Annotated in this window: 17 protein-coding genes; 15 read left to right on the top strand and 2 right to left on the bottom strand. The window is 43.7% G+C overall.

Annotated features, from left to right (window positions below):
• Positions 1 to 174: 174 nt before the first annotated feature.
• The 3 genes from AC3Y23_RS09405 to AC3Y23_RS09415 all read left to right on the top strand — a co-directional run bounded on the left by AC3Y23_RS09405 (position 175) and on the right by AC3Y23_RS09415 (position 4705).
• Entirely contained in the window at positions 175 to 2376 is a 2202-nt protein-coding gene (locus AC3Y23_RS09405) for an ADP-ribosylglycohydrolase family protein (RefSeq protein WP_379197997.1), read from the top strand.
• A gap of 395 nt (positions 2377 to 2771) precedes the next feature.
• Positions 2772 to 3695 carry a phosphotransferase family protein gene (locus tag AC3Y23_RS09410; RefSeq protein ID WP_379197999.1) on the top strand — a complete coding sequence of 308 codons (924 nt, stop codon included), beginning with the start codon at positions 2772 to 2774 and terminating at the stop codon, positions 3693 to 3695.
• Positions 3696 to 3793: 98 nt separating this feature from the next.
• Entirely contained in the window at positions 3794 to 4705 is a 912-nt protein-coding gene (locus AC3Y23_RS09415) for a GNAT family N-acetyltransferase (RefSeq protein WP_379198001.1), read from the top strand.
• Positions 4706 to 4804: 99 nt separating this feature from the next.
• Here AC3Y23_RS09415 and AC3Y23_RS09420 read toward each other — a convergent pair whose 3' ends face one another.
• Positions 4805 to 5788 (bottom strand): biotin--[acetyl-CoA-carboxylase] ligase, encoded by a 984-nt coding sequence (locus AC3Y23_RS09420; RefSeq protein ID WP_379198003.1) that lies wholly within the window; start codon positions 5786 to 5788, stop codon positions 4805 to 4807.
• 350 nt (positions 5789 to 6138) lie between these two features.
• Between AC3Y23_RS09420 and AC3Y23_RS09425 the strand changes: the two genes are divergently transcribed.
• The 9 genes from AC3Y23_RS09425 to AC3Y23_RS09465 all read left to right on the top strand — a co-directional run bounded on the left by AC3Y23_RS09425 (position 6139) and on the right by AC3Y23_RS09465 (position 12760).
• Positions 6139 to 6693 (top strand): biotin transporter BioY, encoded by a 555-nt coding sequence (locus AC3Y23_RS09425; protein WP_379198005.1) that lies wholly within the window; start codon positions 6139 to 6141, stop codon positions 6691 to 6693.
• A 52-nt stretch (positions 6694 to 6745) separates the two neighbouring features.
• Complete coding sequence (locus tag AC3Y23_RS09430) at positions 6746 to 7543, top strand: ATP-binding cassette domain-containing protein (protein ID WP_379198007.1); 798 nt, start codon at positions 6746 to 6748, stop codon at positions 7541 to 7543.
• A 17-nt stretch (positions 7544 to 7560) separates the two neighbouring features.
• Positions 7561 to 8388, top strand: a complete 828-nt coding sequence (locus AC3Y23_RS09435; RefSeq protein ID WP_379198009.1) for an ATP-binding cassette domain-containing protein — start codon at positions 7561 to 7563, stop codon at positions 8386 to 8388.
• Positions 8381 to 9166 (top strand): energy-coupling factor transporter transmembrane component T family protein, encoded by a 786-nt coding sequence (locus tag AC3Y23_RS09440; protein WP_379198012.1) that lies wholly within the window; start codon positions 8381 to 8383, stop codon positions 9164 to 9166. The genes AC3Y23_RS09435 and AC3Y23_RS09440 overlap by 8 nt, the downstream gene beginning before the upstream one ends.
• Positions 9167 to 9352: 186 nt before the next feature.
• The gene (locus AC3Y23_RS09445) at positions 9353 to 9991 is read left to right on the top strand and encodes an FMN-dependent NADH-azoreductase (RefSeq protein WP_379198014.1); all 639 of its coding nucleotides are present in this window, start codon (positions 9353 to 9355) and stop codon (positions 9989 to 9991) included.
• 151 nt (positions 9992 to 10142) lie between these two features.
• Positions 10143 to 10481, top strand: a complete 339-nt coding sequence (locus AC3Y23_RS09450) for an ArsR/SmtB family transcription factor (protein WP_379198016.1) — start codon at positions 10143 to 10145, stop codon at positions 10479 to 10481.
• A gap of 14 nt (positions 10482 to 10495) precedes the next feature.
• The gene (locus AC3Y23_RS09455; protein ID WP_379198018.1) at positions 10496 to 10945 is read left to right on the top strand and encodes an SRPBCC family protein; all 450 of its coding nucleotides are present in this window, start codon (positions 10496 to 10498) and stop codon (positions 10943 to 10945) included.
• Positions 10946 to 11126: 181 nt separating this feature from the next.
• Complete coding sequence (locus AC3Y23_RS09460) at positions 11127 to 12200, top strand: phosphotransferase enzyme family protein (RefSeq protein ID WP_379198020.1); 1074 nt, start codon at positions 11127 to 11129, stop codon at positions 12198 to 12200.
• Between the two features lie 188 nt (positions 12201 to 12388).
• Complete coding sequence (locus AC3Y23_RS09465) at positions 12389 to 12760, top strand: iron chaperone (RefSeq protein ID WP_379198576.1); 372 nt, start codon at positions 12389 to 12391, stop codon at positions 12758 to 12760.
• Between the two features lie 254 nt (positions 12761 to 13014).
• On the opposite strand, the gene AC3Y23_RS09470 is transcribed toward AC3Y23_RS09465, so the two are convergent.
• Positions 13015 to 13977, bottom strand: a complete 963-nt coding sequence (locus AC3Y23_RS09470; RefSeq protein ID WP_379198022.1) for a helix-turn-helix transcriptional regulator — start codon at positions 13975 to 13977, stop codon at positions 13015 to 13017.
• Positions 13978 to 14085: 108 nt separating this feature from the next.
• Here AC3Y23_RS09470 and AC3Y23_RS09475 point away from each other — a divergent pair, with 108 nt between their 5' ends.
• The 3 genes from AC3Y23_RS09475 to AC3Y23_RS09485 all read left to right on the top strand — a co-directional run bounded on the left by AC3Y23_RS09475 (position 14086) and on the right by AC3Y23_RS09485 (position 15829).
• Complete coding sequence (locus tag AC3Y23_RS09475; RefSeq protein ID WP_379198024.1) at positions 14086 to 14565, top strand: GyrI-like domain-containing protein; 480 nt, start codon at positions 14086 to 14088, stop codon at positions 14563 to 14565.
• Between the two features lie 28 nt (positions 14566 to 14593).
• The gene (locus AC3Y23_RS09480; protein WP_379198026.1) at positions 14594 to 15058 is read left to right on the top strand and encodes a DUF8821 family protein; all 465 of its coding nucleotides are present in this window, start codon (positions 14594 to 14596) and stop codon (positions 15056 to 15058) included.
• Positions 15059 to 15247: 189 nt separating this feature from the next.
• A complete protein-coding gene (locus tag AC3Y23_RS09485; protein WP_379198028.1) occupies positions 15248 to 15829 on the top strand; it encodes a TetR/AcrR family transcriptional regulator in 582 nt (193 codons plus the stop codon).
• Positions 15830 to 15914: the final 85 nt, after the last annotated feature.

A 15914-nucleotide genomic window follows, 5' to 3' on the forward strand; every position in this document is an offset into this window, starting at 1 on the left:
CCTAAAGAAATTAGCGAGTACGTTGACGGACTTAACCATTGGGGGATATTCTGGAAATACATGTCCCGATCACCAAGCCTGTGTTTACGATCATAGTGATTGTCGTCGGGCTTTTAAAGGCTGAAATTTGGCAGTGGTAATCATTTATCTTCAGGAAGAAATGGAGAGGTCCACATGACAGTCACACGAACAAGTGAGTTAAACAAGAGCTACACAATGCCACTAGATTATATCGAAAGCGTATATGCTGGTTGGCTCGGAAAAGTCATTGGAGTCCGGCACGGCAGCAACATCGAAGGCTGGAGTTACGAGCGAATCGCCAGAACGTATGGTGAAATTACCGGTTATGTGAATCAGTTCAAGCATTTCGCGGCAGACGACGATACTAATGGACCGTTATTCTTCCTTAAAGCATTGGAGGACTACACACATACTACCGATATCACGGAAGAACAGATGGGGCTGACTTGGCTTAATTATGCCCCCGACGGTCATGGTTTCTTCTGGTGGGGCGGATATGGAAAATCGACGGAACATACCGCTTATCTGAATTTGAAGCATGGGATAAAAGCACCGCTATCCGGTTCGATTGCCGTCAATGGTGCGGCTGTAGCAGAACAAATCGGAGGGCAGATATTTTGTGACATCTGGGGTTTGATCGCTCCGGGGAGACCGGAATTGGCTGCAAATTATGCGGGGAAAATGGCCAGCGTATCGCATGACGGTAACGGAAAATACGGAGCTATGTTCATTGCTGCCTGCATCGCCGCGGCCTTCGGGGAGAAGGATGTATCTCGTATCATTGAAACTGGATTATCTGTCATTCCGCAGGAAAGCGAGTACTTCCGGATGACACGTGACATCATGGCTTATCATAGCAGCAACCCCGATAATTGGAGAGAGGCATTCGCTTTCGTGCAAGGCAATTATGGGTACGATCGCTATCCAGGAGCTTGTCACATCATTCCGAACTCGGCGGTCATTGTTCTTTCCCTGTTGTATGGAGAAGGCGACTTCTCACGCAGTATCAACATTTGCAATATGTGCGGATGGGATACCGATTGCAACGTAGCAAACGTAGGGACGATCATAGGTGTTCGGGTAGGACTGGAGGGCATCGATGCCTCCTGGCGTGAACCGATCAACGATATCCTGATCTGTTCCGGCGTGATTGGCACGCTCAATATTCGTGATCTTCCCGATACTGTTTTTGAAATCGCACGAATCGGTTATACGATAGCGGACGAAGCTTACCCGGAGCGTTGGGCGCCTTGGCTGAACCGGGATCACCTCCGCCGTGGCCCTCGTTTCCATTTTGAGCTGCCGGGTTCTACGCACGGATTCAAGGTGGAATGTGATGAGGGATCGAATGTTACCGCATTCGTCCAACATTCAAACGCCATATCTGCATCGGGCACCAGTTCCCTGAAAGTCGTGTTCGACAATGCATTTGAGGGGAATGGGTATCGGGCTTATTATAAGACCTATTACATACCAAGTGACTTTAACGACAGTCGCTATGACCCTAGTTTTTCTCCGCTATTGTATCCTGGTCAGTGGATAAGCGCCAAAGTCAGCTTGCCTGCCGATACGACCGTACAAGCGATAGCGCGTCTGTATGTGAAAGACATCTATAGCAAGCAGAGATTCTACAGTCCAAATGTTCCATTGGAAGCGGGGAAATGGACAGAACTACAATATGGGATTCCCTCCATGGCAGATGTCTGTCTTGGAGAGATCGGCGTAGAGGTCATCCCAGTTGCAGAAAATTCGAATCTGGGCCCAATGAGTCACAGCCTCGTTTATTATGTAGACCACTTCGATATTACCGCAGGTGGAGCTGCTTACTCCCTTCAATTCCAACGTGTACCGATGGAAAAGTGGACCCCCCTTCATCAAGAAGTTAGCCAGTTTACATATCTGCGGGGTTTATGGTCTGTGGATGAAGGAAAACTCGTGGGCAGTTATTACGGGGAGCCGGCAGAGATCTATACAGGTGATATTGAGTGGAGCAATTATCGTTTCGATGCTGTGCTTACCCCGAAGCGAGGTGACGAACATCATCTGCTTTTCCGCGTCCAGGGGGGCATTCGTTCATATGCAGTCGGATGTGCAGAGGGTGGAAAAATCAAGCTGTACAAAAACAACAACGGGTATACTGAGTTGGCTGCGGTCGACTTTCCTTGGGTCATCGATCAGAGTTACCAAATCGGGGTTGAGGCGATCGGCAACCGATTTAGCATTTTTGCGAACGGAGACAAAATATTAGAGTTTGAAGATGAAGAGTCTCCATATTTGACCGGGCAAATCGGGTTTGCTAATTTTCAGGCAAGCCGGACAGAGTACGAATCCTTTCATATTAAGTGCACGTACTGACGTAGTAGGAGTGTTCGGAACGTAAATCATCTGCAAAGTATTGATATATTCAAAATATGGGTTATAATGTAATAAAATAACGGATCGGTGGGATATATATAATGATGATGATGACAGTGTTCCTGACAGAAGTAAAAGGGTGATCTTTTAACCTAATAACGTATGAGCCAGACTCAAGCACTCTTTATTTTATCTAGGGTTTGTTTGCGAATGACTTGGTTCATACACTCTGTTATGAATTGTCATCATTATCATTGCTTTCGTACTCTATGCTATGGACAGGTATGTCTTATTTAGCATAGATGCGATGAATAAGCCGTGGAATGAACGTTGGTTCATTCTGCGGCTTTTTTTGTTTTCACACAAGAATATGAATTAAAGAGGAGAGATTGAGAATGAGTCAAACGAAACCGGAAGTATCGATGGACAAAGTGCAAGAGTTGATTAAAGCTCGCTTGGGGAAATCTGCTGAGAACATAGGGACGATCGAAGGAGGCAATTTTAGCAGTGTTTTCTCATTTGTAATTGATCAGAGTGAGTACGTTATTCGTTTTAGTGCCGACGAAGATGCCTATGTAACAGAAGAATATGTGTCGAATTTGCTTACTTCTAATCATGTGTTATTTCCAAAGATAGTTGGATCAGGGAAAGAGGGCAACTTGAAATTTTGTATTTCAGAAAAGATATCGGGCAAGGTACTGGCTGAGCATGACGTAGAACAGAGAACTAAGCTACTCCCGGATCTGATCCATCAAATTACGAGAATGAACCAAGTGCCTTTGAAAAGCGCAACAGGTTTCGGTTCTATGCGTCCGGATGGCTCTGGAAGCCATGAGAGTTGGGAGGATTTTATTACAGCATTTTATGGAGAGGATCAAACGGGCACCTTTTGGGAAAATTGGCATGCGTTATTTGATACAAGTTGTCTTGAGCGTGATGTATTCAACGAATGTTATGCCCGGCTACTGGATTACAGCAAATATAACGCTCCGCATCGCTACTTCGTACACGGTGATTGTCATGAATGGAATATTCTTGCCGATGGCAGCAACATCACAGGGATTATAGACGGCAACTTTATGTATGGAGATTTTGTGATTGATATTGTTACGATTGAGCATATTGTTCCTAACAAGGATTTAGCCGTTGATTTTGGGAACTATTACGAGAAAATAGGCATATCTATTCCTGATTTCACCAACCGTTTGACAGGCGCTCGATTATTTAAAGGCTTAGACGGTCTACGATTCTTCGCAAAAATGGGCTGGGATCATGCGTATATCGAATTGCGTGACAGCTTGTTAGGTAAGCGGGGATAGAAATTGATTAGAACTATTTATTACCACGCACAGGATAGAAAAAATAGTAAAATACTACTATTGGACCTTCAAGTAGAATAAAATGGTGGTGTTTTGGAATGAATGAAATAGAAGTAAGGATTTTTACGGAAGATGATATGCAGAAGTTAGGCGATTTGTATCATGCCGTAACCTATAATCATAACTCCGTCTTTTGGTGGGTTGGAGATGAAAAAAATTGGCCGAACGTATTTATAGCGATTGAGGATGAACATATGATCGGTAAGGGCCAAGTTAGTATTATTTCCACGGTCCTGCCGGGCAGCCCAGAGGAGCGTTCGCACTATATTTATTTCAATTTGAAAACACTTCCACAAAGAGAAGACGACTATTCACTGTATGATCTCCTATATGAACGCTTGTTGAATAGGGCATACGAGTTAAAAGAAACACTTCCTGGTTCGAATAGAACTATTATTGGAATAGGTAATCAATCGACTGAAGAGTGTAACAATAACTATTTCATCTCGAAGGGCTTTATCTATGCGAAGAGCCTGTATACAATGCGGAGAGACTTATCCGAGAAGATTGAAGAGACCGTTCTTATTGATCCTTATCGATGCTCGAGAGAGACAATGGACTCAGAGAAACGTATCGAGGAATATTTAGCAGTAGACTTGGAGATTTGGCCGGATGCCCCGATTGGGTATCAGCAGTTGATGGATAGAAAGAAGAATTCTTCGTGGACTATTTTTATTGCCCGGGAAAATGAAACCTTAGTCGGGAGCATCATGGCTTGGATTGATGAGGATGGGGATGGGATTATTGAAGATCTGTTTGTGAGAAATCCTTATCGAAAACAAGGGATTGCAAAGTTTTTGCTATCTCAAGCATTAACATATCTCAAAGATCGTGGATGCTCGTCCGCAGAACTGCAAGTCGAGACAGCCAATAGTTCCGCGCTATCTGTATATCACTCCACTGGCTTCAAAGAAATATCTGAAGAAGTGCGTTACCATCGAGAACTTTAATTCCTGGAGCAAAAGGAAGCAAAACCCCAGCCAAGTGGCTGGGGTTCTTATTACGCTGCGAAAATGAAATGCGGCATCTTCATCAGCAGTGAATGACAGTTAGCCATTAACTTTGATGCTAACTTCCCCGCTTGAAAGATATTCTTCCTCGCCATTCTCATACCTGACTTTCAGGCGACAATTGTCATCAATATCAATGGCTGTTGCCAGGCATTGTTGGTTCTCCTTAAGTACAGTAACGGTTTTGCCCAGGAAAAATATACGTTTTTTATACTCAGGTAGAAATAGCCTGTCCGTCAACCGCGCATAAAAAGCCATGAAATTATTGAGTATTTCTGCCGCTAGCCGGTTACGAAGATCCCCGCTATTCTTGTCATCAGAAAATACAGATGCAGCGATATCTGTAATCTCTTCAGGGAATCCGTGAGAGGGTAGCGATACATTAATTCCTATGCCGAGAACTGCATAATCAAGCCAACCACTTTCTAGTGATAAGGAGGCTTCGGTAAGGATCCCACAGACCTTTTTACCGTCCATAAATACGTCGTTAACCCATTTTATCTTCGCATCTTTATGGGCTACACTCTCGATGGCCATCGAAACTGCGACTGCCGCGGAAGTCGTTAGAAGAAAAGAATCTTGCGCCGAAATCTTCGGGCGTAAAAGGATGCTCATATAGATACCCGTTCCCGAAGGAGAAAAGAACTGGCGGCTTTTTCTACCGCGTCCGGCTGTCTGCTCCTCCGAAAGGATCACTATTCCCTCAGCTGCTCCGTTCAAGGCGAGCTTTTTAACAGCTTCATTCGTTGATGGTACTGTCTTGAGAACTTCAATTTGCAGGTTCTTACACTCGATATTTAAGTAATTCGAAATTGCAACAGCAGATAAAATATCCGTATTAGGTGATAGTGAATATCCTTTATTTGTTACAGCGGTTATGGAGTAACCTTCGTTCTGCAGCGATTTGATGGACTTCCAAACCGCGCTGCGCGTAACGGATAGCTTGGCAGCTAACTCCTCGCCGGAGATATATTCGCCTCTGTTGCCGTCGAGTAAAGCTAAAATACGTTCTTTTACCGTCATGGCAATAAACCCCCACTAGTATATGTCTAACAACCCTATCCCTATATTTTAACATGCCAGGCTGGATAATAACCAGTTGCAAAAGTTAACCGCATGAATGGCCTAGTTTGCCTATTATTGCTCCTAGTTAGGTCATTTCTCATAGTTATAGCTAACGATAATATGTTAGGCCAAGGCAGGCTCTTATATAGCATATTTGAACACTCTTTGGTTGCACGTTTACGTCACTATTGTAAACCAATAATTATTTTTAGGTTTACAATCATAGATTGCTCTATTATAATTCAGCGTATGGAACAGTTTCGATAACATCATCAATACATTTTATGTTCCCAATGGAGGTCTATTTCTTGAAAACAAAAGAACTTGTCTATGCTGCATTATTCGCCGCTCTAATCGCGGTGCTGGGTCTGATTCCACCTATACCACTTGGCTTCATTCCCGTACCAATCACTGCCCAGACACTTGGTGTCATGCTGGCTGGATGTTTTCTAGGCAAAAAAACGGGCGGTCTGAGTCTTGTTATTTTCATCATTCTCGTGGCGATCGGTTTACCTGTGCTGACAGGCGGACGCGGGGGTCTGGTGGCGTTGGTTGGACCGTCTGCAGGCTACATATTCAGTTGGCCGATTGCGGCCTATCTTATTGGTTGGGCTACTGAGAAAATCTGGCCCCAGGTCAAAACATGGAAGCTAGTTGTCATCAATCTGATTTTTGGTGTAATAGTGGTGTATCTCATTGGCGCCCCTGTCATGGCTCTGATTACGAATACGTCGATTTGGGCTGGATTAATAGGTTCGATAGCCTTTCTTCCAGGTGACATCATAAAAGCCATTATTGCAGCCGTCATTACGATGCAGCTTAAAGCGATCAGTCCCATTGAAGAAAAAGTATATAACTCTTGATACTTTACAGAAATTTTTTCACGGCTTGGAAGTAGTGAAGGGAGCAAGACAAATGCTTGTTTTTGATCAAGTTGATTATTATTACCGCCGAGGAAATCCCGTTCTTCAAGATGTAAGCTTCGAGATTCACCCCGGAGAATTTGTCGCCATCGTCGGCGGGAACGGAAGCGGAAAGTCCACACTTGCCAAGTTAATAAACGGTCTGCTGCAGCCGCGAAAAGGGCAAGTTAGGCTCAATCAACTGAATACACTTGACAATGTGGATCTGAAGATGATTCGTGAGCAAGTTGGGCTGGTCTTTCAGAATCCTGAAGATCAATTTATTACGACAACCGTTCTAGATGAAATCGTCTTCGGGTTGGAGAATCTTCGCATAGCAAGAGAAGAAATGCTGCCTCGAGTGCATGGGGCTTTGCAGGCCGTTCGTATGGAAGAATATTTAGACGCCATGCCGCATCAGCTGTCAGGAGGAGAGAAACAACGGGTTGCGATTGCGGCCATTCTGGCCATGCGCCCTTCTGTTCTAGTATTCGATGAGGCTACTTCTATGCTTGATCCGCAGGAGAGAAAAGACATCCTTGAGGTCATGCGCACCGTTCACCGGTCAGGGATGACGATCATTCATATTACTCACCACATGGATGAGATTCTGTCAGCAGATCGGGTGCTGCATCTAAGCAACGGAGTTATCCATTTTGATGGTACTCCGTCAGCCTTCTTCAACAACTTGTCCCTGACTGACCAACTGCCTCCTCCTTTTGTAGTAAGACTGCATCGTACGCTCGGGTTAAATGCTCCCTTGTGTTCTGAATGGAAGGAGACGATCACCACCTTATGGTCTATGAACTAAGGGATGTAAGTGTATCTATGAACGACAGAGAGGTTCTGCAATCGGTAAGCTGCACGCTTCAGGAAGGGAAATGGATCTCTGTCATAGGTCACAACGGGGCAGGGAAGTCCACCTTCGTCAAAGTTATAAAAGGTTTGATTCCATCATTTAGCGGAGAGTACACGATTAATCAACAGCCACTTCCTCGAGATCGTAAAGGGAACATGAAGGTCGTTCCGCAGATTGGTTATGTATTTCAGAATCCGGAGCAGCAAATTTTTGAAACAACTGTCTATAAAGAACTGGCCTTTGCTCTGAAGATAAGAAAGGATCACACTGGAAATAGGGAGCAGGAAATAGAAGCTGTTATGAAGCAAATGGAGCTCTCGTCAGACCTTCTGAATATGTCTCCATACCAGCTAAGCGGGGGACAAAAGCGGCGTGTCGCCATAGCTTCAGTGCTTATTGCAGATCCCGAGTTGCTGATTCTGGATGAACCAACGGCTGGACTTGACCCCTTAAGCAGGGTTGCGCTCCTAGAGCAGATCAAAGCATGGCAGAGGATGAAGAATCGGACGGTAATCTTCATTTCTCATCAGATGGAAGATGTTGCGGAATATTCGGATGAGGTTATGATCTTTAATAGAGGACGTTTATTGGTCCAGATGAATGCGAATGAGCTTTTTTTGCAGCATACAGCGTTCATGGAGCAAGCAGGTCTTCCTTTACCGGAGCCGGTACAACTCCTTAAGCTGATCGAGGAACTATCCGGTCAGATCATAGAACCAGCTAGTTGCAGGGAAGAAGACATTATGCAACAGGTTAGAGCAGTCTGGCAGGCAAGAGGTGTTCAAGACGATGGATAAAATCATACTGGGGCAATATGCAGATACCGACTCAATCATTCACCGACTTGACCCTCGAACCAAACTATTGAGCATTCTTGCTATCATGATTAGCATTGCTCTGATTAAGACGTTTGCCGGATATGTAGCGACAACTATTCTGATGGCAGGACTGGTCCTGTCCGCTAGAGTGCCGATTGTGATGGTTTTCAGAGGATTAAAGCCCATTCTCTTCATTCTTTCCTTCACCTTTATGTATCATATCTTCTTGACTACTGGAACCCCCATCTGGCCTGGATTCTTTCTAAATGTCACACAAGAAGGGATAAAGAACGGAAGCTTTATTGTCTGGAGGATGGTATTGCTTATATTACTAGCTTCGCTTCTAACGTTGACAACCAAGCCGCTTGATCTGGCACAAGGTCTTGAAAAGCTGCTTAAACCGCTGTCACGGTTAGGTGTTCCGGTCGAAGCTTTTGCACTGATGATCGTGCTTGCCATCCGCTTTATACCAACAATTATGCAGGAGCTTGATCGCGTGATGCTAGCCCGGAAGGCTAGAGGTTATGACGAAATGTCTGCCAAGGGCTTCGGGAAGATATTGGCTTATACATCCATTCTGATCCCGCTATTCGTTACGACGATTCAGCGAGCGGAGCAACTGGCTTTAGCGATCGATGCAAGAGCCTACGGGGATGGAAGGGGCCGTACTTCATATAAGGAGCTGAATTTCGCACGGGTGGATTATGTCGCTAGCGGACTAACACTTGCTTTTGTATCATTTATCCTTTATTTGTAAGTAAGTTGGGATCATTTTCATTTTACAGCTGCGTTAATCGCGGCTTTTTTTGCGTTTAGATTAGGAATTTCAATGATTTGTTCGTTTTCTACTTGACAGTAGATAGAACCTGGCTTATATTTAATCATGTGGTTAATTAACCAAAAGGTTAAACAATAAAATCTAACTAAAGGCAGGTTTTTAATTATGGCGACCGTATTGTACATCACTGCAAATCCGAATGATCAAGAAGCATCTTATAGCTTGACTGTAGGAGAAGAATTCGTAGAAGCTTATCGCTCCGCCAATCCCAATGATGAGGTTATTCGTCTGGATCTCTATAAGAATGATATTCCGCAACTGGATGCTGATGTTTTTAGTGGCTGGGGCAAACTGGGAGCAGGAACTGCCTTTGAAGAATTGACCGATGCTGAAAAAGCGAAAGTAGGTCGTCTTGGGCAACTGGTTGATCAATTTGTAGCTGCCGATAAATATGTTTTTGTCAATCCGATCTGGAACTTTTCTTTCCCACCTGTTTTGAAAGCATATATTGACGCGATCTGTGTTGCTGGCAGAACGTTCCGATATACCGATAAAGGTCCGATTGGCCTTATGACTGATAAAAAAGCTGTTCACATCCAAGCTAGCGGAAGCGTATTGTCTCCAGGCTCAATGTATGCAGATTCAGAAATGGGCCACCGTTACTTGGATTCCATTATGAAGTTCATCGGCGTTCCTAGCTTTGAAGGCATCTTTGTTGAAGGCATGGCTAAGTCTCCGGACCAAGCACCAGCGATTAAAGAAAAGGCGATTCAACAAGCGCGCGAAGTTGCCCAAAGTTTCTAATTAACCCTTTGCACAGCCGAGCCGAGCGAGTTTCAGGTCTTTAACCCTGAACCGCTTGGCTCTTTTTTACGCCTACCCGTTTGTATACCTGATTGGGTTATGTAGATGTAACTTCTTGACAATAGATAGGAATGGGAATAAAATTAAACACATGGTTAAATATGACGATGAACTTTTGGATAATGTTTTCCACGTGCTCTCTGATCCGACGAGAAGGGAAATTCTAAAACGTTTGGGTGTCGGAGAGATGACCGTTATGAACTTGGCGAAACCTTTTGATATGTCATTGCCAGCGATCTCTAAGCATTTACGGGTGCTGGAAAAGGCTGGTTTAGTTTCGATTCGGAAGGAAGGAACCTATCGATATTATTATTTGAATCCAACGACTGTGGACAGGGCGCACGAATGGTTAATGGAACTCAGGAATTTCTGGACTCCGCAATTGTCTAACCTGGAGCTTTTCTTGGACAATCAATCAAAAGAAGACTGACGGAGGCACTCTTAATGATAACTATGCTGAATGGAAAATACTCGCTTACGCTTCAACATGTTTACAAAGCGAGCAAGGAAAGAGTGTTTCTGGCCTGGACGAAGAAAGAACAGCTAGAGCAATGGTGGGGGCTGGTAGGCTTTACGACGACGGTTGAACAAATGGAAGTAACCGTGGGCGGAAAATACCGTTTTCATATGCAAGCTCCAAGTGGTAAGGTTTATACTTTAGAAGGTCGGTATGCCGACATCGTTCAGAATGAAAAGCTATCGTTCACCTGGAAGTGGTTAAATGAAGGAGACGATGCAGAGGAAACGCTGGTTACCATAGATTTTGTTGAAAAGGAAGACACAACGGAGCTTGTTATTAAGCACTCTGCTTTTTCTGCAGAGAAGGTAGCTAAGAGACACAATAATAACTGGAACAATGCTCTGGAAGCAAGCCTGTATAATTATATTAATTAAGAGTGTAATGCCCTTGTAACAGCGCCATACTTTTGGACACGCTTCTATAGCGTACACTGAAAGTTGGCGCTGTATTTGTGTTAGCAGGATTAATTAGTTTTAACTGTTTTCTACCGTTCAATTGGAAGGGAAATATTGGTAAAATGTATATATATTGAAGAAGTGTAGAAGGGGAGATTGAATGAATTATAACGAAGTTGTACAAATTGGTGAGACATATTTACTTCCATTAGTAGTAGAGCTTTACGGGCTGGGGGACTATGATATTAGCCGGATTGCGCCCCATGAGGGAGGGCGGAATATCGCCTATTCCTGTGCAAAAGAGGGTGCTGATGCCAAAATAATCAGACTCGCTTACTTAACGGACAGAAGCCGGGAAGATATTCTGGCCGAAGTGGAGTATGTCCGGTTTTTATTTGAGCATGGCGGCAGCGTTTCGAATGTCATCAGTTCTCAGAATGGGAACCTGCTGGAAGTGATTACTCATCAAGACTACAACTTTTATATTACAGTGTTTGATAAGGCCAGGGGAAAGAGGCTGTTGGATAATCATTATCAATACCGGGAAGGCGTCCCTATTACCGAATATTATTATAACTGCGGTAAAACCTTGGGAAAACTGCATCAACTATCAAAAGAGTATACGCCAGTCCATCGCCGGTACAGTTTTTTTGATAAGTACAATGCCGAGTATATTAATGAACTGATTCCCGATTCCTTGTCTCTGCTGAAGGAGAAGATGGTTGAGCTGCTTACAACCTTGCAAGGATTGCATCAGGATAATGAGTCCTATGGGATGATTCATTGTGATTATGGGGACGGAAATTATCATATCGATTTTGATACCGGACAAATTACAGTATATGATTTTGATAACTCGTGTTTCGGTGGGTACATGTTAGACCTGGCATCGACCTGGAGAAATGGAGTGGGTTGGACACAATTTGAACCAGACGTAGACAAGCGCAAAGCGTTTATGGATGATTACTTTAAAGTAGTCCTTGAGGGATATCGATCCGAGACCCAACTCGAACAAGCGATGCTAAGTCAATTGCCTTTATTCATCCAAACGCACCTTATGGAAAACATAGTAGATATCTTCGAGTATAAGCGACACGCCGGTGAAGAGCCAAAGTGTGATGAGGAATTGTCCTATCTCATAAAATGTATGGAAGACGATATTCCGTATTTCGGATTCTTTCATGAGATATACTCGTGTGCGGAACCTTTTGAATATGAGAAACGAGAGATCTAGACTGTATATAGGTTGACGGCTGCCCCGCAGTGCTGGAGTTACAGCACTGCGGGGCAGCCTGCGTATACAAGCATATGTGGAGTAGTCCATCAAGGGAAGATACTTGGCATAAAGGATAAGATATGGGATGATGAAGGTTCAGAAGGAATATGAGCTGAATAATGGAGAAGTTGAGGATGGAGGGGCATATGGAGATTTTTGCAGAGTATTTGGCGAAAATAGATAACCCGCAGCACCGGTCGCGCACAGAAGAAGTGTTGACTTGGGTCGCAGAGAAGTATCCGGAATTAGGGCAAAGAGTGGCCTGGAATCAGCCGATGTTTACCAATCATGACACATTCATAATGGGCTTCAGTGTATCCAAACAGCACTTAGCTGTTGCACCTGAAGGTGCCGGGATCAGCCGCTTTTCGGATGACATCGTACAGGCCGGTTATGACCACACGAAGCAGTTGCTGCGGATTCGGTGGAATCAGCCAATTGACTTTGCATTGCTGGAGCGAATGATTGACTTTAACATTTCGGATAAAGCAGATTGTTTAACATTTTGGCGGAAATAGTATCTAACAAGCACGCCAAGTTGTAATCAGGCTATCGTTTACGGGACGTATAAAGACTCTACACCGGAACGTGACATTTCTATAAGAGAATTAAATAAGGTGAACGGCAGCCCCACTGAGTTACAGCACATTGGGGCTGCTTGTGTCTGCGCGGACATAGGATTAATCGCAGTCGGTTTAAATATCGGTTTCGTTGAGCATGCTTTTGAAAGAGCAATGATCTTGAAGAGGACATTCTGGAAAGGAAGCACTGTTCACCGGCAGTACAGGCTGAATCTCCCTTGTAAGACGTCTAATACTTTTTCCGGGATCTCCCTGACCGTAATATCTTCACCCAGGAAAAGCAGCCAGTTGGTTATTTCCGTTAATTCTTCTGAATGATGAACATTGATAAAAGTTTTTAAGATCGCTGTGGTTTGGTAAGGATTCGTGTATGCGATTGAAAACTTTAGAGGATGGTATTTTTTGAACTGGGCGATTGCCGTTGGACCTAGCTCAAGGACGAGGTTAATTTCTTCTTCCTGCTTGCTGAGTTGTTCCAGGATCTTTTTTTTGCTTACTCTTTTTTTCGTAGGATATGGCTCTACACTCGTGAGATTGTCGACAGAAAACATCCGCCGCTTCTCTTCCACGATGTCAAAGCCTTCAATGATCCATAAGCTTTTTTCACGATAAAGGTGCAGGAGATGGATCGGGTAGGACTTGATTTCCTGCTCTTCTTGGATGGACACCAATAAACAACTGTCCTGCAGAATCATTTGAATGAGGTTCTCTAACATCGGATGGGGCAAATCAGATAATTCAAGCAAGTCGGGATTATTGGGATTGGTTCCTTCAAAGAGCAGGATTTGATTTAGAAGAACAAGGTCATCTTGCTGGTTTTCCGAGATCAGACCTAGCAGTTTTTCAGCTAGTGACTGTCGACTTTTCAGATAAGGGAGCTGTTGATTTCTTGTAGCCATGAAGGCAAGGAACAGCGCCTTAATCTCATTATCGGTAAAGCGGACCGTGGGCAGGACAGAGTTGTTCATGACAGAATAACCCCCATCCCGCCCAACTTCGGCGACTAGCGGCATCCCCATTGCTTCAATTTCTCTGACATCACGAATCGCCGTCGAACGTGAGATGTTGAATTCTGTCATGAGCTCAGAAATGGTAAAGTGGGCGCGGTTGTTGATATAGCGCATGATGATATTAATCCGTTCAACCTTTTTCATAAAGCCCCCTAAACAGTATCACTTTTTGACATGGTTTGAGATTATTATAAACCCATCAAGTGAAAAGACAAAGCAATGGATAAATTTATAAAAAGGAAGGTTTTGAACATGGCAAATTATACGCTTGAAGAAAAAGACAGCTTTATCGTATTAGGTATTGGAACGGAGCTGAAGAGCCATTACACAGACTTTGCTGGCATCAATAAAGAGAAGGCGGATTTCTGGGAAGCTGTGCAACAAGACGGAAGACTTGACGCATTAAAGGCACTTGCCACGAATGACTACATTTTTGCCGTGAACGAAGCGGTGAATAATAAGATGATGTACTATGCTGGCGTGCTGACAGAGGCGACCTTACCAGAAGCAACTAGAGTGATCCAATTTCCTAAGGGAGAATATCTAGTTGTAAAAGGGGAAGGGAACTCAGGGGAAGAGCTGAGCAATAAGCTTACCGGCATTGCTTTTGGCCAAGCCTTGGGAGAAGCCCAGGATGTTGCTTATGTGGGCGGGCCAAATACAACGGTAGAGATGGGGCAGCGTGACGGCGTCGTCTTTGGTGAAATGTGGATTCCCGTTGTTAGAAAATAGAAAATAAATAGAGCGAAGGGGGATGAACATGTCCTATATCGTTGATTTTAAAAATGTGTCTACGGTTGGTTTAGAATCTTCACCGGTCGTAGAAGCACTTGCTGGCTTAAGAGCGAATGAAGCCCGTTATTTTATGAACAAATATAAACATGAGTTTACGGTGATTCCCGCTAGCGAAAGCCAGGAAGCCCTGGATTATGTGAACCGGATTTTGAAAGAAGAACGGGATATCGTGTTTGCAGCCAAGCCTTTAGAAACGTCACGTTTTCAAGTGGAAAATATTCAATTTACCTACGTTTTCTATGAGGATGGGCTTGCGCTTAACGTTATGTATACGGTGGATGATGCTAAGAAGCGGGCTGTCGGGTTCAAGCTTTCTGAGGGAATGGATATTCCCAAGGAGCTGGAAGAGAAGTTTAAGTTCGCAAGGCAGAAATCCAAATTAGCCGGAACGATCCGGGGCTCGTTTTTTGTGATTAAAGGAGAGTATTAAAGCACTACCAGAGATTAGAAACTCCTAGATTTAGCGTAAAGACTAATAGTTATTCACTGAAAAGGGCTGCGATCTAACGCGGCTCTTTTTTTGATTAATGAAGTCATGTTATAACAATTGTTGTAAACACAACAGTTGTTATATAATAAACAAGCTTCAGATTATATATTGCTAAGGAGAAGATCGATAATGGCTAGCGCTGTATCTCATAATCCCAAGGATCTCCGCGTTATTAAGACACGACAACTTATTCTAGATTCTTTTATAAATCTGCTCGGTAAAAAAGATTTTATGTCGATCACAGTGAGTGATATCACAAGAATTGCACTTATTAACAGGGCTACTTTTTACGCTCATTTCCCTGATAAATATGGGCTGCTTAAAGCGCTTCTGTCTGACGCCTTCATGAATTATGTGGATAGAAGAGTGCCAAATGATGCAAAACTAACAGAAGAAACAATAAAACAACTGGTTATTGCTTTATGTGATTATCACGAAGAATCAAGCAGGCAGTGTGTCAAAAACTATGAATCGGTTGCACCATTGGTAGAAAAAAATATCATTTCTGAACTGGAAGAATTCGTCTTTCTTTTATTGTCTAGAACCTGCCAGTCGGAAAATAGCGGACGACTGGAGCGGGCAGCCACAGTAATTAGCTGGTCCATCTACGGTTCCGCTTATCGTTGGTATCTTAATGGCAAAAAGGAGACCCCGGCTGAATTATCGAATGATATTGCGCCTTTGTTTGCTTCATGGATTGTTTACGCCTAATATTGACGCAACAATTATTACGACTTGTATAATATACGACAAATTTGCAAACTTGCTGGTTGAAGAGCCTCAAAGCGCACTGATA

The organism is Paenibacillus sp. MAHUQ-45 (assembly GCF_058133325.1).